The organism is Halobacillus sp. GSS1, from assembly GCF_017307035.1.
GTDB classification, from domain to species: Bacteria; Bacillota; Bacilli; order Bacillales; family Halobacillaceae; genus Halobacillus; species Halobacillus litoralis.
The window spans coordinates 125108-141072 of the sequence record NZ_JAFLHE010000002.1; the positions used below are offsets into that span (position 1 = coordinate 125108).

Sequence of the window (15965 nt, forward strand, 5' to 3'; positions counted from 1 at the left end):
ACGACTAAGCAGAAGGGGGGGCGCAAAATGAGTGGCTATGAACGGGTGGAAGAATTGAACATTATGAAAGTGATCGCTGAGACGCTGAACCGGTGTAATGACATGACGGTGATGCTTCAGACGGTGCTGGAAAAGTTGCTCGAACTGACAAAGCTTAATACGGGCTGGGTTTTCCTCATCGACAGTCCGGAAGAATATGTACTCGCTGCTCACCATGGACTTCCTCCAGCTTTAGCTTGGGGGGAGTATGAGCCGATGTGTAGCGGGGATTGTTACTGTTTAAGCCGTTATCGCAATGGAAAGTTGACTCATCCAGTCAACATCATCGAGTGTAAGCGGCTGAATAAAGCGATTCAACACGAGTGGGGAGATACGAACGGGATTACCCACCACGCTACGATCCCTTTAGGGGACGGAGAGGAATCTTTCGGTTTGTTGAACGTAGCTTCCCCTCGGAAAGAAAAGTTTTCACAGGAAGAATTGACAATGCTTCAATCGCTGGGCTTTCAAATTGGTACGGCGATCCGCAGGACACGTTTGTATCAAGAGGAGCGGAGACGTGCCGAGAGTTTTGAGAAATTGAACCAGTTTGCCGGGTTTTTATGGTCTGCGGATGATTTTTATGATTTACAAGAGATATTGGAAAAGGAAGGAAAGAAGATATTTGGCTGGTCTTCGGTGGCTTGTTACATAAAAAATCAAATGGGTACAAAGCCGGCTTCTGCGTTATTAGAAGAAGTCAGTGTCGAAGAAACCCTTGCTGTCATTCCCATCGCAAGAGAGAAGGTTGTGCAGGGGGGCGTTTGGATTACACCACCGAAAGGCAGCTCGTTTCAGCCTGGGGATAGGGAATTCCTGATAGCCCTGGGGCGGCACTTGACGCTCGTTTATGAAAGCATCGTACTAAAAGAGAAACGGCAGGAGTTGCTGCTTCATGAAGAAAGGAAAAGGCTCGCGCGCGATTTACACGACTCTGTAAATCAGAAACTTTTCTCCTTATCGTTGACGGCTAAAGGTGCAAAGGAAATGGTATCAAAGTATGACTCCTCTCTTGGAGAATTGATGGATGACATGCTGTCTATGTCTCAGCAGTCTTTAAAAGAGATGCGTTCTTTGATTTGGCAGCTTCGCCCGGTAGGACTGGAAGAGGGACTGCTTTCTGCGATGAAAAAATATGGGGAGCATCTCGGTCTCTGTGTCCAGTTTGATATGGAACGTCTCCCCGACTGGTCACGTCAGGCAGAAGAAACTCTGTGGCGAATCGGACAGGAAGCGATGAACAATGTTGCGAAACACGCAAATACGAGAGAGGTTACCGTCCGACTTTTTGATACAAAGGAAGGAGCGGGCATGACTGTGACGGACCATGGGGATGGTTTTCTGGTAGAAGCGGGCGAAAATAGGCAGACGCTAGGATTGATCAGCATGAAAGAACGGGCGGAATTATTAGCTGGAGAACTTTCTGTGAGAAGCGAACCGGGTGCAGGAACGACGATCGAGGTCTTTTTACCGCACAGAAAGGAGAGGAAGGGTGAGCATGAAGATTAGAGTGATGCTGGTCGATGATCATCTTGTAGTTTTAAGAGGGTTGAAGTTTTTTCTGAATACGCAGGAGGATATCGAGGTCATCGGCGAAGTGGAAAACGGGGAGAAAGCACTGCACGCGTATGAAAAATGGAACCCTGATGTCGTGCTGATGGATTTGATGATGCCTGTGATGGACGGTGTGGAAGCGACGAAAAAATTACGTGAAGCTCATCCGGATGTAAAAGTGGTTGTTTTGACAAGTTATTCTGATCAGGATCATGTCATTCCTGCGCTCCAGGCCGGAGCAGTCGGATATCAACTGAAAGATGTCGATCCTGATGAACTTGTAAAAACAATCAGAGCCGCCTCCAAAGGGGAGAAGCTGCTCCATCCGAAAGCGACGAACCTCCTTTTGGAGCAAATGAGTAATGGAACAAATAAGAAGGAACCTGGTGTCCATTTCAAGCTGACGACCAGGGAGAAAGATGTGTTATATCAAATCACACTTGGGAAAAGTAACAAGGAAATAGCGAGCGATTTATATATCACAGAAAAAACGGTCAAGACGCATGTGAGTAATCTTTTAAGCAAGCTGCAGGTCCATGATCGTACACAGGCGGCGATTTATGCCATGAAAGAAAACCTATTTGTTGACTGACCTCATGATGAAGAAGTATCTCCCGTTTTTGGGTGGTGCTTTTTTTATTGATGAATGATGAAACCCAAGACGAGGATCAACCGTATAAAAGTATAATTGGTTTTTTCTTACATGGATTTTTTTATTCTCAAATGTTCAAGTGGTATTGGAGGAGAGACGATATGAACAAATGGGCCTTAATTTCCTTAGGAATGGTTATCATTAACTTTATTTTGTTTTTATTGGTGCGGGGACCGAACGTCAACCTGCCAATGGTTGTGATTGTTGGAAGCTCTCTTTCCCTCGTAGGTATTGCCTGTGCGATTCTTTCTAAGAAAATTATCGCAGGTACAGCTGGATCCGTATTGAACGGCGGGGTGCTGATCGTAATGTTCTTTCTTCTTCTTTCGATGGGAATCAGCAGCTCTTAAAGAAAGGAGTGGACACTATTCGTCAGGTGATTCATATGACGAACCTTGTTTTATTCGTGCTCTTGTTAGCTAGGGGATTTCTTCTTTATTTTGGACTTCACTTCGTGGAACAGGAAGATCCGTATATTGGTGAAAACATCGCGATATTCATGGTCTATGTCATCTGGGGGGCCGGTTACATCATTCAGTTGAAACAGCAGACGGTAAAGCGTGTGGTCACTGTATTGCTTTTATCTCTGGGGATGCAGGTGGTGCTTTTTTACAGTCTTTATTATGTGGTTACATTTTTTGAATGGATCTTTGAATAATTAAATATGGAGGGAATAGGTATGAAAAAATTGTATCGCTCTACAGATGACAGCCAACTGTCTGGAGTTCTTGGTGGCCTGAGTGAAACGTTTAACATTGATGCAAGCATTTTGAGGATCATCGTGGTCGTATCCGGATTTTTCACAGGTGGTTTGACGTGGCTGATTTATATTGTGGCTGCCATAGTCATGCCGACGGATCAGGAGGTAAGGAAATAGCAGGCGGGGACGCTCATTTCAGAGGGTTTCCAATAGGCAGATTCTCATCCTTGTTAAACAGAGGTGCTAAATGACGAAGTTAAACAAACCCAGTATATACGTTCCATTGATCTAAAACGTGAAAAGATACAATCCTATAAGGATTTCTCGCTCAACCTACCCGTTATTCATAACTTTGAAGAGTTGCAGTTACATCCACATGTTACCTATTTTATCGGTGAAAACGGGATGGGGAAATCGACATTGCTAGAAGGGATGGCGATTGCGCTCGGTTTTAATCCGGAGGGCGGGACACTCAACTTCAATTTTTCAAACTATGACTCTCACTCCAACCTGGATGAATACCTTCGTCTCGCTAAAGGCGTGCATCGTCCAAAGGATTCCTTCTTTTTCCGAGCGGAGAGTTTTTATAATGTCGTCACGAACATTGAAGAACTGGACAGAGAGATAGGCGGAAGGAAAATCATCGATTCGTTCGGAGGAAAGTCTCTGCATGAGCAGTCTCATGGCGCATCTTTTTTTGCAACGTTCACTGAGCGTTTTCAAGGCGGAGGGTTATACATACTGGATGAGCCCGAAGCTGCCCTGTCTCCTTTACGGCAATTGTCGATGCTGCGAAGGATTCATGATCTTGTTCTTGAAGGCTCCCAGTTTATCATCTCCCCCCACTCTCCTTTGTTGATGGCCTATCCTGATGCAAAAATCATGGAGTTGACCGAGAGCGGAATGGAAGAGACCTCACTTGAAGCCACCAACCACTACACGATAATGAAGCAGTTTTTTGAAGACAAAGAACGTTTGTTGCATCATTTATTTCAATGAAAGGGGAATGGTTGATGGATTTAGCTTTGCTCTTTGGAGTTCTATTGACTTTGCTTCCGCTCGTGACGATAAAAAAAGTGAAAGAAGAAACGGTCATGCAGCGAGTGATCCATATCGGGTGTCTTCTTGTAGGGATCCTGCTTCTCGTCGGATTTTCCATTCAGTTTATGGCATACATGGATAATTTTTAAGAAAGAAGAAGGAGGTGAATGTGGTGAAAATACTTGTCTCAAGCTTTTTGCTTCTATCACTCACTGCATCGATAACCTTTTTGGTACATAAGCGAAAGAAGACAGGCGTGAAGGGGTGGAAAACAGCTTTGACATCCATCTGCTTTTACGCCATTGCTTTAATAAACCTTGCTGCCTACTGGTGGGATGGCCTAGGTATCCTCAGTTGGATGATTACGCTCTCCCTTCTTATGTTAGGTGCTTATTTTACGAGATATATGGCTCTCACTTCAGAGCCGTCTTCATGATTAAATCAAGCTTATTTATTGAGCTTGACGAGGAGGAAAAAATGGAGATTTACTCATTTAAAAAAGAAACCGGTAAAAAGATTACAAAGTTCCAATCAGATTTCATCATGACACGCATATCGGCTGCATGCAATTAGATGAACATGGAGTGATCGGTTACCACCAGGCTGTCGTTCCGCAGCTTTTGCTGGTGGTTGAAGGAGAAGGGATAGTCAGAGGCGAAGCAGAAAGGTTTACTCCTGTGAAAACTGGGGACGCCGTTTATTGGAAAAAGAGGAATGGCATGAAACGAAAACGGACACAGGAATGACCGCCATTGTCATTGAAAGTGAAGAGTTGGACGTTTCTGCTTTAAAACCGTACTGAAACCTGAAGTGGACCATAACATCTGAACCTACATAGGGATGATCTTATTGAAAGGTTTTTTAAGTCCTGGATTGGCTGGTTGGTAGGTGTTCTTGCAGGGATCTTCCTTATCAGCATATGGGAGGGCAGAGAGATTGATTGGAGGCTTTTTATCGGTCTCGGTGCCGGCGGTCTCATTGGCACGTCAATAGGGATGGGGATGAAAAGAACGCTGAAAAAAGAGGAAAACTAATCCTGTACTTGAATATACATAGGAGGTCTTTATTTTGAAAAAGTTGATGGCAGGGCGGTTTTGTGTAGTGTCCCACTTCCATACTTCATCAGCTTTTTTGAAATGATAGAAGGGATCACTTGAGTCTTTATAAAACGCGCAAGAAGGGAGCGGTCATCATCGAACACGTCATCCAGGTCGCCAACTTATCCAAGTCTTATGGAGCTACACAAGCGGTTAAGAATCTTTCTTTTTCGGTAAGAAAGGGAGAAATCTTCGGAATTATTGGACCGAATGGAGCGGGTAAGACGACGACACTTGAAATTTTAGAGGGCATTCAGAAACCTACTTCAGGAGAAGTGGAGGTGTTGGGTCTGAACCCGGAGAAGCAGCTACGTGAACTCAATCGAAGGATCGGGGTACAGTTTCAGGCGACCTCCATCCAGAAGAAAATGAAGGTGAAAGAGGCGCTGGATTTGTTTTCAAGTTTTTACAAAGGAAGCACCCAAAAGGATACATTGATTGAGATGCTGGACCTTGGAGAAAAGCTTAATGTCCACTTCGAAGATCTCTCTGGTGGCTGGAAGCAGCGGGTCACGCTTGCTCTGGCAACGCTTCACCAGCCTGAACTGTTGTTTCTGGATGAACCGAGCATGGGTCTTGACCCTCATGCAAGGCGTGAAATGTGGGGGATGATTCGTACCTTGCGGGATAAAGGGAGCACGGTTGTTGTAACCACGCATTACATGGAGGAAGCGGAAAAACTGTGTGACCGTGTCGCTATGATTTACAGCGGGGAGCTCAAAGCCTTGAACAACCCTGATGCTCTTCTTGACGATGTCGCAACCCATTACATCGGTTTTGAAAGTGAACGGATGTCCTATGAATACTTGTTGACATTAGGCGAAGTGGTTCGGGTGGAGCATGAGGGCAACGACTTCAAAGTGTTCAGTGAGGACCTCCAACAAACGGCCTATCAAATTTTCACTTATTGTCACGAGGAAGACATAGCATTAAAGAATTTTAAGTTTGATCGAGGATCTCTAGATGATCTGTTCGTGCAATATTTAGAAAAGGAGAAAACAGGATGAATACGGTAGTGAAGTTAGCAAACTTGGAAACTAAAATGTTCTTCCGTGATCGTCTCAGTGTTTTCTGGACGTTCCTTTTTCCTGTTGTGATGATTTGGTTGTTCGGCTCGATGTTCAGTGGTGACATGGCCGGCCCATTTACATTCGCTGAAGTTTTCATCCCGTCCTGGATTGGGGTCAATATAGTCACGACCTCGTTTTTTACTTTAGGAACGGTTCTCGCCGGCTATAGAGAAACAGGTGTCCTGCGCAGGTATCAATCGACCCCGCTCCAACCATGGAAGATTCTCGCGGCCCATACGATCCAGGGGACAGTGATCTTCCTCATTTCCGCCCTCCTGCTTATGGTTTTCGGGATGGTCATGTACGACCTTCAGCCGCCGGTGTATATCGGAAGTACACTTCTTGCTTTATTGATCAGCATCCTTGCTTTTTTCCCGTTCGCGTTATTTGTTACGTCACTGGCTAAAAATACACAGTCGGCAGCGGCCATCAGCTCGCTTTTTTTGAACCTGATGCTTTTTCTCTCGGGGGCTACGTTTCCTTTGGAGATGATGCCGACGATTCTTCAGTACGTAGCGAAGGTTTTACCGTTGTACTATGTCATTCAATTGCTCCGCGGCACTTGGAATGAAGCTCCTATTTCAGACTATGGCCTGGAAGTAGGTATTTTGCTGGGAATTGCGGTTGCTTCCATAGTGCTTGCTTCCCGTTATTTTAAATGGAGTGAAAAATAGAAGATAGGAAAGCTTAGTGGTGATAAAGGAAGAGGGGTGAACGTGATTAAACTTGTTTTATTATTCGGCCCTCAAGCTGTCGGTAAAATGACAGTCGGGCAGGAATTAGAAAAAATAACGGGGTTGAAGCTTCTTCACAATCACATGACCATTGAACTGCTTCAGCCTTTTTTTGGTTTCACTGATGAGATGTGGCGTTTGTCTCAAATGTTCAGAGAAGAAATCTTCCGTACTTATGCAAAAAGTGATGAATATGGAATGATCTTTACGTTTATTTGGGCATTTAATAAGCGGGAAGATTGGGCGTTTGTCGAAACGATCGTTGATATCTTCGAAAGGCAAGGTGGAGATGTTTATTTCGTAGAACTGGAGACAGATTCGGATGAAAGAATCAGGAGGAATCGTACGCCCAACAGACTTGATCATAAACCTTCCAAAAGAGATGTGGAAGAATCGGAGAAAAGGATGATTGCTTCGATGGACCACTTGCGGATGAATACCGAAGATGGTGAAATAACAGAGGAGAACTACATCAAGATCGCGAATACAGAACTTGAACCGAGAGTTGTTGCAAAGAAAATCCAAGAAACGTTTGGTCTGTAGAAGATGGAGGATGGGTTTGTGAAGAAGATGGTTTCGTTTTTGTTTGGCCATCCTTATAGGGAATCGAAGTTTTGACTTTATATTATTGGGTGGCTGTTTCAATGTACATAATCGCTGTTGCTTTATTGTTAATCACCGCTATTTTGACAGGGGATATAGGATTTTGGATGAGTTTCATTATGAATATCATTGGATTTCCGATTATATTTCGAGTTGTTTACGTACTGGTTCCCCGTGTGAACCAAATGATATGAAAGTCATGAAAAAAGCAGCAGCTGGGAGACAGCTGCTGCTTTTATTAATCTTCGACGACAAGGTTTTTTTCAAAGCGGTTGACGTCTTTATCGGCTCCGATGACAATCAGAATGTCGCTTGCATTCACTTGTTCGGTGGCCATCGGGGAAACGATGACATCTTTTCCTCGTTTGATTGCTACGATGTTACACCCGTACTGGGCGCGGATATCCAAATCGATCAGCGTCTTTCCACTCATTTTTCTTCCTGCTTTCACCTCAACGACACTGTGATCATCGGATAGCTCAATATAATCAAGGATATTATCGGAGATGATGTGGTGAGCGATACGTTTTCCCATATCTCGTTCCGGGTGTACGACTTGATCGGCCCCGATTTTGTTCAATATTTTCTCGTGGTAATCGTTTTGTGCCTTGACGGTGATCATGCGTATGCCCATCTCTTTTAAGATCAAGGTCGTCAGCATGCTTGCCTGGATGTTATCTCCGATGGCTACGATGACGTGATCAATATTTCTGAATCCTAACTCTTTGAGTACGAGCTCATCGGTAGAATCGGCCATGACAGCATGAGAGACGATGTCCCGGTACTCATTGACCTTGTTTTCATCAAGGTCTAATGCCAGGACTTCCATGCCTTCCCGGCTGAGCTCTCTGCAAATGCTCCCGCCAAAACGGCCGAGTCCTACAACAGCAAATGTTTTCTTCATCGTTGGTTTCCTCCTGTTAGCCGATAATCATCGGTTCTTTCGGGTAATGATATTTGTCTTTGATGCCTTTCCCTCGAATGATGAACAAGAAGGAGAAGATGCCGATCCTTCCGATAAACATGAGGGTGATGATAATGATTTTTCCGGATGTATGGAAGTCAGGAGTGATTCCCATCGACAGCCCGGTTGTACCAAATGCGGAACACGCTTCAAATAAGATCTGCATCAAAGAAAACTGCGGTTCGAAATAATTCAGTAGAATAACTGCAATGCCTGTAATGGCGATCGCTGTATTAATGACGATGAACGAACGGAAGATATCATCCGGATCGATTTCACGTCTGAATACACGGACATGACTTTTTCCACGGGCATAAGCAATGACCGTTAATACACTAATGGCGAAGGTCGTTGTCCGAATTCCTCCTCCTACACTACTCGGAGACGCACCAATGAACATGAGAATGCAGATGACCAGCAAGGTCGGTGCACTGAATTCTGCTACATCCATGGTTGCGAGTCCTCCGTTCCTTGTTGTCACGGATTGGAAGAGGGAAAAAAAGAGGGCTTCGTGCCAGGACTTGTCTGCAAAGAAATGGTTTCGGTCTAATAGGTAGATCAGAACCGTACCGACGACCACGAGCACACCGAATGTGGCGGAAGTCAATTTTGCAAACAGGGAAAAGTGAATGACGTCCTTCTGCTTATGTGTCAGGTAGTCTTTGATCTCGATGAGCACAGGGAAACCGATGGCTCCAAGTGTCAATAAAAGCATATTGATGAATTGAACAAAATAATCATTTTCAAACATTACAAGGGATACACCCGTAATGTCAAAGCCTGCATTGGTCGTCGCACTGACAGATGCAAACATTCCTTGAACGATCGCTTCCCCTGTTGTTGGAAAGTATTGGGTGAAGTAAGTGCTTAAAATGATCGCACCGACGGTTTCAATCAGCAGAACAATCAATAGAATCTGTTTAATTAACTTGACCATTCTTGCAAATGTCGAGCGATTCTGGTCAGTTTTAATAAGTTGTCTTCTCTTTAAGCCGATTTTCTTTCCAAGCATCAGCCAGATGAATGTTCCCAGCGTCATGACACCGATACCACCGAACTGGAGGATGAACATCAAAACAAAGTATCCCGCAGTGTTGAACGTATCCATCGTAGATACAACGGTCAATCCAGTTACACTCACGGCACTGACGGCAGTGAAAAGAGCGTCAATAAAGCTTAAACTTACGCCTTCCTTATGTAAAAAAGGCAAGCTTACGAGAATGGTTGAAACAATGACGGCAGTAGCGTAGAACAATACAATTACCTGAAAAGGAGTTAGACGGTCAAAGTATTGATTGAATCTTGTTTTTAGGTTATTGAACATAAAGAAGCTCCTTCAGGTGCAGATATCAAGGTATATATGGATTTTATATGTTCTCTATTATTTTTACAACTCCCTTTATCATTAGTGGATGTGGGTGAAATTTACAGAAAATAAAGAAAGTGGGATAATGAATAGAGCAGGTCATGAAGGCGGGAGGCTTTTGGAATCTGGTCGTTTCACCTGTTCTTCACTAGTCGCTGGGTCATCCCTAAAGAAAGAAGGTGAAACATGAATAGGCTCTTACTATTAATCGGCTTGTGCATCCTATCCGGCTGTGCAGTGGCTGAGGGAACAGATCCCATCATAAAGGCGAATCCTGACTCAGAATATGACACCACTTACAAAGAATTAGGAATTGGTCAAATCCATGATTTTCAGTTCACCCTGCCAAACGCAGATGAACGATGGGTGAGAGTTTGGATGGAAGGGTATCAAAATGGTGAAAAAATGAACGAACCATTAGCCGAGCTATCCTATGGGCAAAGTCCCGGGCAGAACGAAGAAGGACACTTGGGAATTGGAATCATTAGAGACGGAGGAGATGGAGCGATGCTGCACGTATATGCTCCAGGTGTTTCTTTAATACCCAGGACGAGTCCGCTTCCGCTGAATGAAACGGGCATCAGTACGTGGGAGTACGCGGTTGATGAAGAAGGGATCAACCTTGAATTAGGTGAAGAAGTCTTATTGGGTGCTTATCGTCAGTCTACTTCCGGGTCGATACAAACGTTTGATTTGCAGAATAAGGAACAGGTCAAGCAGATGATTCATGATGATACAGTGGTGCTTTTACTAAAAATGGAAGTAGGAACATCTGAAGAGCAAGAGTAATGGTCCTTACGTGATTTATGATTTTGCAATCTCTAAGAGATTTCCTGAGGGGTCCACCAGATAAAAGGTTTTTTGGTTGGCATTCAGTCTATAATTTGCGGACTCTAATAAACGATAATAATAAAAGATCTTTTCAGGATGCGCGGCTCTCAGGGCATGGGTGAACCTTTGGATGGCAGAACCTGCAACATAACTTTCCGTTGTTAATGGATCCATGCGAGTTAATTGTTTCCTCGTACGGTGAAGGGTTGTTTTCACTGAAGCATTACTGATTCGAAGCATGGTTGAGATTTCTTTTGATGAATAGTGGAAGACATCTTTTAGAGTCAGGAGCATGGCCTGCTTGAGAGGTAATGTTGCCAGTAGAAGTTCGATGAGGCTCTCGTACTCTACAAAATCTTCCTGTGGCTGGTGGATCAATTCATCGAAAGGAAAGGATGGCTTACTTTTTCTTTTTTCATCAATCCATAAATGCTTGGCTGTCGTCTTTACATATGAAAAAGAGTGGTCAGGAGCAGAGTCAGCCTCTTGCTTTTGATAGAGTTTTAACATAGTTTCCTGAACGAGGTCTTCCGCATGATGGGGGTCTTTCGTAAGAACAAGGCAGTACTTATATAACTTGGTAACTAGATTTTTATCAATATTCATAAAAAAAGTTGCTCCCTTATGTAACTTTTTGTCTCTCAGAATCGTTAGAGTGTTGAATGAAAAATAGGAGGGGTTCGCATGTTTCAAGTTGGTAGTGTATTCGTCCCTGTGACGAATCTTAAGAAATCGAAAAGGTGGTATGAAGAACATTTGGATGTACGGGAAATAGACAGTTGGGAGGGAGGCGCGGGATTTTTCTTTCCTTATGGATCCGCCCAGCTTGGTCTTATTGAGGTGTCTGAACCTCAGCCTACGGAATTCATTATAGAAAAGAACCAAAAGAATGTCTATTTCAACTTTGTCGTAGCTGATATAGACGCTGCATATAAAAGATTGAATGATTCCGGGGTAGAGACAACAGATATTCACGAATTTGGTGGGATGAAGCACTTTGACTTCTTCGACCCGGATCAAAATGCATTCAGTGTGGTTGATGAGGACTTGAATTCACCTTTTCACAAAGAGAACGTTAGGAAAATGCAGCAAAAATGAGTACTTGAGATACTAAATCGTAAGGGACATGTAAACGTCTAGAGCTATTTTACTCTAGACGTTTTACTTTGATTGTTTAGGTGATGCGTCCTTTCTTCGATGTTTACCATTATAGCTGCATGATAAAAAAACTCTTCTCTAATGAAACATGTGAACGATCTTTTCGTATAAACAGATAAAGGGAGTGTTAACAAGTGGCTGTATTCATAAGTATCGTCATTATTCTTTCCTTATGGTCGATCACGAAGACGTTGGAAAAAATGACGAATCGCATAACAGATAAACAAGAGGAGCAAAGCGAACATTTAAAAGAAATCAAGGAACTGCTTGCTGAGAAGAAAGAGTAGAGGAGGCTCATTTTGAAAAAAAAGTGGTTACGTTTATCTCCTATTTTCGTGATTCCTTGCCTTTTGGTCATCCATTCCTACCTTTCTTTAGGGGGTTATGCCGTTCCTTTTGGTATCGCACTGGTGGAGGGCGAGACTGCGGTAGAAAAATATAATTGGAGCGGTCATATCGTGCAAAAGGTTTCCACCCCAAAGCTCACCTCAGGAGAAAAGGTGCAAATCTATTTAATGGATAGTCATTTTAAACAGACGTTCGCTTCGCTCATTATGCTTATATTAGTCGCCGTGTATGCAATCTTGCTGGAATGGTTGTCGAGGGTATGGAAAGTGTCATTGGAAGGTGTAATGAAAACTCCGAAAAAATGGAAACCGGTGATGATCGGTGTAGTCCTATCTTTCTATGTTTTTGCAGCTTTTCATGTGGGTGCTCAATACGTTGAACTCGTTCAGGAGAGTGAAACACTCTTACATAAATTTGTACCATGATCGTTGGTCCCCCGTAACGTTAGAGGGGGTACAGGAAGGGGTACAGGAAAGGGTATAAATTCTGTATTGTAAATGTTTTACATAGGGGGTGCATCTTGAAGCTGAAGCCTTTCCTTGTTATAGGAAATATTGTGGGAAGTGGTTTGTCTGCTTTTTGGATTTTTTATTATTTCTCAAATGGACCTATGGTCAAAAGCCGTCCGCGTACAACCGTAGTAGAACCGGACTTTTTCTTCCTTCTTTTAATATGGGGAGTCGGGGCTTATTTTGTCTGGCGTTACTTTTCAAAAAGAGAGTGGGAAACCGTCACGTATGTGGACATTGTGATGACCAGTCTTACGTTGTGGTTGACGATTCCGTTTGGCTTTTTTATTACCACCTCGTTTGTCCATTAAAAGGAGGAGTGAATGGTGAACAGATTCAATCCAATCGCAAAGCTTCTGAATTATTGTGGTTTTGGGATTATAGGTCTTGGCGTGATTTCGTTCATGATAATCATTCTTGACCAGAGGTTAAGCGCAGGAGTTCAAGGTACGACCGTTTTAGTCAGCAGTCTAGTGACGGGGCTTTTGTTCTTAGGTTTTGCAGAAGTCATCCATTTGCTGCAGGGCATTTATGATCAAAGGAATGACCCTGACGCGGAAGAAATCGATTTTACATATCAAGGGGATGGTGAAAAGACTGGCAGGATAGACCGTGAAGACGAACGTGAAATCCGTTCCTTTTTCAAAGAAAGGAATCAAAAGGTAGGAGCCATCCATCCCAGGGATGAACCATTCATTTATATCGTAGAAGTAGAAGGGAGAAAGAAAAAAGTAGAAGCGGGCGGGTTTACTGTGAAAATATTGGGTGAATAAAAGAGGGCCTCCAAAGGAGTGGAGCCCTCACGTTTTCTTCACTTTGAAATGGCGTTGAAGGACCGGCCAATTTTGGGGGAAAGGGCTGCCCAGCACCCAGTAACTAGCGCCTCTCAAACCATATTCTTCCACAGTATCATATTTGGCCTGCACACTTCTTGCGTCTTCAAACCATACTTCATGCTGCTGTCCATTTTCGTCTGTATATCGGAAGAAGGGAGATTTGTATTCTTCATTATATTGGATAGGTACCCCGTACCTTGCGGCAAGTTGAATGGCTTCTTGTGGGTTGACCGTTCGTGCATAAGTCCCTTGGACCCAAGGGATTTCCCACTCCCTTCCATACAAAGGCATCCCCATCAGAATTTTATCGCGGGGAATAACCGTGACAGCGTAATCGAGTACTTCACGGACTTTGTTGATTGGTGCGATGGCCCAAGGCCTTCCACCGGACCATCCCCATTCATACGTCATAAGTACTACGAAATCGACAATGTCACCATGGGCTTCATAATCATGCGCCTCATAAAGCAGCCCCTGCTGATCTTCACGGACTTTAGGTGCAAGGGCGGTGGAGACGCTGAAACCTTCAGGACGCAGGCGACTGACGACTTTCCTGAGAAAAGCATTGTAGTTTTCTTTATCTTCCGGGTACACATATTCAAAGTCAAAGTTTACACCCGAGTAACCTTTCGAACGCATCTGTGCCAAAAGATTATTAATGAAGCTATCCTGAATTCCTGGATTACGTAAGAAGGTAGCCGCTAGATCCGAATCGAAACTGCCTCCAATGAAATTGGTGACTACCAGTAGTGGAGAAATGTTCTGAGCGGCGGCCGCTTGTAAAACAGCTGCATCATCTAAATCTGTCAGATTTCCATCAGCCTGGATGGTGCGTGTGAAAGGAGAGAGGTAGGTGAAATGGCTGCCAAGTGTGTTCACTTCACTTGCTCCTTCTGCGTTGATCCTCGTAATGTAGGCGTTGATTTCCTTTACTGGACGAAGAGGAGAAGGAATGGCCAGGCGCATACCTACAGAAATGACGGATGGGTTCTGAATGCCGTTTGCTTCAGCAATCTCTGAAACAGAGACTCCGAACTGATTGGCGATCTTCCATAGGCTGTCACCTGGCTGCACCGTGTAGTTCGTAAAGGGGATAAGGAGCATCTGACCGACAAAAATGAGCGCAGGGTTTGCCATGTTGTTTTTCTCAGCAAGGTCCTGTACACGGACGCCGTAGCGGCTGGCAATGTTCCATAAATTGTCTCCCGGCTGGACGACGTATTCTTTTTCCGGCTCAGGGATGACCAGTGCCTGCCCGATCACGACTATATCGGGGGTGTTCAATTGATTGAGTAAGATGATTTGATTGAGATCGGCCCCATATCGCTGGGCAATTTTCCATAAGGAATCACCATTCTCTACCGCGTGTATAATCATTTCGCCCCTCCTTTTTGTGCTTTTTTATGAAGATATGCTGGGATGGATTGTCTTTATGTATAAGCAGTACAGGACGCAGAAGTCTGATCGCTCTTTTTTAATCTTTCGAAAAGGATCGGTTATTAATTTTTTGTGATGAAACGTTAGGACACCTTCAACTCTTATTTTTTTAAAAAGCGGGGGATTAGAAATGAATGATTATTTGTTTACGAATAGAATGGAGCGAATCCTCCAGTTAGCAAATCAAATGAGTAAGGAGGGGGTTATCACTTCCGTAGATTTGTTTATTGCCGCCTGTAGAGAAGCCACTGGTGTGTGTAGTGAACTTTATTTGTATTTATTTCATCACCTGGGCAAGGATTTTGAACTGAAGATCTTAAACCAATGGAGAAGAAACTCAGGTGCTGACTTCAATTACATCGGTCATTATAAAATTTCTATGGATGCTGTCTTAATCTTGGAAGAATCCAATAAAAAAAGAAAAAACTACGGTCAAACGCTTATAAATGAAGGGCATATGATTCAAAGCATTCTTCAGTCGGATGCTCAATTGCGATTTATGTTAACGGAGGGTGTTGTGGATGGGGTTGTAAATATTGCCTGTGTCCCGAGAGATCTATTCGTTAACTTAGATCATTTTAAAAAACATTATGGAAGCCGGATTTCCAATCACTGTATTAGAAGGGCAGCTCATTCGGATTTGATGGGGTTAAAGTCCTTTGTCATTCATGAGTTTGGTAAACGATGGCTTCAGCATATAAATGCGATGACTGAAAAAGAAGTCCTGCCCGTTTATATTGCCATTTATGGTGAGGAGATCATAGGTTTTGCCTGCTATGATACGGTGCGGAATAAAAAAGGGCTGTTCGGTCCTATGGGTACTTCACATAAAAAGCGACGGAATGCCGTTGGAAGAGATTTATTGTTTAAATGTTTAAACGAGATGGCGGAATTAGGCTACGAATATGCTGTGATCGGTGAAGCAGGTCCTATAGAATTTTATGAAAAGGCTTGTGATGCTAAACTGCTTCAAACATTTTAACCTTTTCAAGTTATATAGGATGGGGGGGATGGAAGGTTTAAAAT

Annotated in this window: 22 protein-coding genes and 1 pseudogene; 19 read left to right on the forward strand and 4 right to left on the reverse strand. The window is 43.6% G+C overall.

All coding sequences use genetic code 11. The features are described from left to right. The first annotated feature begins 27 nt into the window (after nt 1-27). From J0K78_RS07070 to J0K78_RS07125, 12 genes and pseudogenes are all read left to right on the forward strand, one after another. Nucleotides 28-1548 carry a GAF domain-containing sensor histidine kinase gene (locus tag J0K78_RS07070; RefSeq protein ID WP_206946030.1) on the forward strand — a complete coding sequence of 507 codons (1521 nt, stop codon included), beginning with the start codon at nt 28-30 and terminating at the stop codon, nt 1546-1548. Next, entirely contained in the window at nt 1538-2185 is a 648-nt protein-coding gene (locus tag J0K78_RS07075) for a response regulator (protein WP_242517758.1), read from the forward strand. Before J0K78_RS07070 ends, J0K78_RS07075 begins: the two co-directional genes overlap by 11 nt. Nucleotides 2186-2346: 161 nt before the next feature. Then, nucleotides 2347-2595 (forward strand): hypothetical protein, encoded by a 249-nt coding sequence (locus tag J0K78_RS07080; RefSeq protein ID WP_206946031.1) that lies wholly within the window; start codon nt 2347-2349, stop codon nt 2593-2595. 35 nt (nt 2596-2630) lie between these two features. Further along, nucleotides 2631-2903 (forward strand): hypothetical protein, encoded by a 273-nt coding sequence (locus J0K78_RS07085; RefSeq protein WP_206946032.1) that lies wholly within the window; start codon nt 2631-2633, stop codon nt 2901-2903. A 21-nt stretch (nt 2904-2924) separates the two neighbouring features. Beyond that, on the forward strand, nt 2925-3122 hold the full coding sequence (locus tag J0K78_RS07090; protein WP_160912236.1) for a PspC domain-containing protein: 198 nt from the start codon (nt 2925-2927) through the stop codon (nt 3120-3122). A gap of 63 nt (nt 3123-3185) precedes the next feature. After that, a complete protein-coding gene (locus J0K78_RS07095) occupies nt 3186-3944 on the forward strand; it encodes an AAA family ATPase (protein WP_206946033.1) in 759 nt (252 codons plus the stop codon). A 14-nt stretch (nt 3945-3958) separates the two neighbouring features. Further along, a complete protein-coding gene (locus J0K78_RS07100; RefSeq protein ID WP_206946034.1) occupies nt 3959-4135 on the forward strand; it encodes a hypothetical protein in 177 nt (58 codons plus the stop codon). 23 nt (nt 4136-4158) lie between these two features. After that, the gene (locus J0K78_RS07105) at nt 4159-4422 is read left to right on the forward strand and encodes a hypothetical protein (protein WP_370551087.1); all 264 of its coding nucleotides are present in this window, start codon (nt 4159-4161) and stop codon (nt 4420-4422) included. A gap of 41 nt (nt 4423-4463) precedes the next feature. Next, nucleotides 4464-4788, forward strand: a pseudogene (locus J0K78_RS07110) (cupin). Nucleotides 4789-5178: 390 nt separating this feature from the next. Beyond that, nucleotides 5179-6090: an ABC transporter ATP-binding protein gene (locus J0K78_RS07115; RefSeq protein WP_206946288.1), complete on the forward strand. Its 912-nt coding sequence runs from the start codon at nt 5179-5181 to the stop codon at nt 6088-6090. Continuing rightward, a complete protein-coding gene (locus J0K78_RS07120) occupies nt 6087-6827 on the forward strand; it encodes an ABC transporter permease (protein WP_206946036.1) in 741 nt (246 codons plus the stop codon). Before J0K78_RS07115 ends, J0K78_RS07120 begins: the two co-directional genes overlap by 4 nt. A gap of 45 nt (nt 6828-6872) precedes the next feature. Continuing rightward, nucleotides 6873-7430: an AAA family ATPase gene (locus J0K78_RS07125; protein ID WP_206946289.1), complete on the forward strand. Its 558-nt coding sequence runs from the start codon at nt 6873-6875 to the stop codon at nt 7428-7430. 298 nt (nt 7431-7728) lie between these two features. Here the strand turns inward: J0K78_RS07125 and J0K78_RS07130 are convergent, their stop codons facing one another. Further along, entirely contained in the window at nt 7729-8394 is a 666-nt protein-coding gene (locus tag J0K78_RS07130) for a potassium channel family protein (protein ID WP_115821928.1), read from the reverse strand. A gap of 16 nt (nt 8395-8410) precedes the next feature. After that, a complete protein-coding gene (locus tag J0K78_RS07135) occupies nt 8411-9778 on the reverse strand; it encodes a TrkH family potassium uptake protein (RefSeq protein WP_206946037.1) in 1368 nt (455 codons plus the stop codon). 228 nt (nt 9779-10006) lie between these two features. Here J0K78_RS07135 and J0K78_RS07140 point away from each other — a divergent pair, with 228 nt between their 5' ends. Continuing rightward, nucleotides 10007-10609: a hypothetical protein gene (locus J0K78_RS07140; protein ID WP_206946038.1), complete on the forward strand. Its 603-nt coding sequence runs from the start codon at nt 10007-10009 to the stop codon at nt 10607-10609. 15 nt (nt 10610-10624) lie between these two features. Here J0K78_RS07140 and J0K78_RS07145 read toward each other — a convergent pair whose 3' ends face one another. Beyond that, nucleotides 10625-11257 (reverse strand): RNA polymerase sigma factor, encoded by a 633-nt coding sequence (locus J0K78_RS07145; protein WP_206946039.1) that lies wholly within the window; start codon nt 11255-11257, stop codon nt 10625-10627. Between the two features lie 78 nt (nt 11258-11335). Between J0K78_RS07145 and J0K78_RS07150 the strand changes: the two genes are divergently transcribed. The 5 genes from J0K78_RS07150 (at nt 11336) to J0K78_RS07170 (ending at nt 13439) form a co-directional block, all read left to right on the forward strand. After that, complete coding sequence (locus J0K78_RS07150) at nt 11336-11749, forward strand: VOC family protein (protein ID WP_206946040.1); 414 nt, start codon at nt 11336-11338, stop codon at nt 11747-11749. Nucleotides 11750-11943: 194 nt separating this feature from the next. After that, nucleotides 11944-12096 (forward strand): hypothetical protein, encoded by a 153-nt coding sequence (locus J0K78_RS07155; protein WP_206946041.1) that lies wholly within the window; start codon nt 11944-11946, stop codon nt 12094-12096. A gap of 12 nt (nt 12097-12108) precedes the next feature. After that, nucleotides 12109-12582: a hypothetical protein gene (locus J0K78_RS07160; protein ID WP_206946042.1), complete on the forward strand. Its 474-nt coding sequence runs from the start codon at nt 12109-12111 to the stop codon at nt 12580-12582. A gap of 95 nt (nt 12583-12677) precedes the next feature. After that, on the forward strand, nt 12678-12977 hold the full coding sequence (locus J0K78_RS07165; protein WP_206946043.1) for a hypothetical protein: 300 nt from the start codon (nt 12678-12680) through the stop codon (nt 12975-12977). Nucleotides 12978-12992: 15 nt separating this feature from the next. After that, the gene (locus J0K78_RS07170) at nt 12993-13439 is read left to right on the forward strand and encodes a hypothetical protein (RefSeq protein WP_206946044.1); all 447 of its coding nucleotides are present in this window, start codon (nt 12993-12995) and stop codon (nt 13437-13439) included. A 27-nt stretch (nt 13440-13466) separates the two neighbouring features. Here the strand turns inward: J0K78_RS07170 and J0K78_RS07175 are convergent, their stop codons facing one another. Further along, nucleotides 13467-14879, reverse strand: a complete 1413-nt coding sequence (locus J0K78_RS07175; protein ID WP_206946045.1) for a glycoside hydrolase family 18 protein — start codon at nt 14877-14879, stop codon at nt 13467-13469. Nucleotides 14880-15069: 190 nt separating this feature from the next. On the opposite strand from J0K78_RS07175, the gene J0K78_RS07180 reads away from it, so the two are divergent. Further along, nucleotides 15070-15921, forward strand: coding sequence for a GNAT family N-acetyltransferase (locus J0K78_RS07180; RefSeq protein ID WP_206946046.1), 852 nt, complete (start codon nt 15070-15072; stop codon nt 15919-15921). Nucleotides 15922-15965 lie beyond the last annotated feature (44 nt).

What these genes read in the sequence shown, in the direction of transcription:
- J0K78_RS07070 (WP_206946030.1), top strand. Translation starts at nt 28, where the DNA reads ATGAGTGGCTATGAACGGGTGGAAGAATTGAACATTATGAAAGTGATC.
- J0K78_RS07075 (WP_242517758.1), top strand. Translation starts at nt 1,538, where the DNA reads ATGAAGATTAGAGTGATGCTGGTCGATGATCATCTTGTAGTTTTAAGA.
- J0K78_RS07080 (WP_206946031.1), top strand. Translation starts at nt 2,347, where the DNA reads ATGAACAAATGGGCCTTAATTTCCTTAGGAATGGTTATCATTAACTTT.
- J0K78_RS07085 (WP_206946032.1), top strand. Translation starts at nt 2,631, where the DNA reads ATGACGAACCTTGTTTTATTCGTGCTCTTGTTAGCTAGGGGATTTCTT.
- J0K78_RS07090 (WP_160912236.1), top strand. Translation starts at nt 2,925, where the DNA reads ATGAAAAAATTGTATCGCTCTACAGATGACAGCCAACTGTCTGGAGTT.
- J0K78_RS07100 (WP_206946034.1), top strand. Translation starts at nt 3,959, where the DNA reads ATGGATTTAGCTTTGCTCTTTGGAGTTCTATTGACTTTGCTTCCGCTC.
- J0K78_RS07120 (WP_206946036.1), top strand. Translation starts at nt 6,087, where the DNA reads ATGAATACGGTAGTGAAGTTAGCAAACTTGGAAACTAAAATGTTCTTC.
- J0K78_RS07130 (WP_115821928.1), bottom strand. Translation starts at nt 8,394, where the DNA reads ATGAAGAAAACATTTGCTGTTGTAGGACTCGGCCGTTTTGGCGGGAGC.
- J0K78_RS07135 (WP_206946037.1), bottom strand. Translation starts at nt 9,778, where the DNA reads ATGTTCAATAACCTAAAAACAAGATTCAATCAATACTTTGACCGTCTA.
- J0K78_RS07140 (WP_206946038.1), top strand. Translation starts at nt 10,007, where the DNA reads ATGAATAGGCTCTTACTATTAATCGGCTTGTGCATCCTATCCGGCTGT.
- J0K78_RS07145 (WP_206946039.1), bottom strand. Translation starts at nt 11,257, where the DNA reads ATGAATATTGATAAAAATCTAGTTACCAAGTTATATAAGTACTGCCTT.
- J0K78_RS07150 (WP_206946040.1), top strand. Translation starts at nt 11,336, where the DNA reads ATGTTTCAAGTTGGTAGTGTATTCGTCCCTGTGACGAATCTTAAGAAA.
- J0K78_RS07175 (WP_206946045.1), bottom strand. Translation starts at nt 14,879, where the DNA reads ATGATTATACACGCGGTAGAGAATGGTGATTCCTTATGGAAAATTGCC.
- J0K78_RS07180 (WP_206946046.1), top strand. Translation starts at nt 15,070, where the DNA reads ATGAATGATTATTTGTTTACGAATAGAATGGAGCGAATCCTCCAGTTA.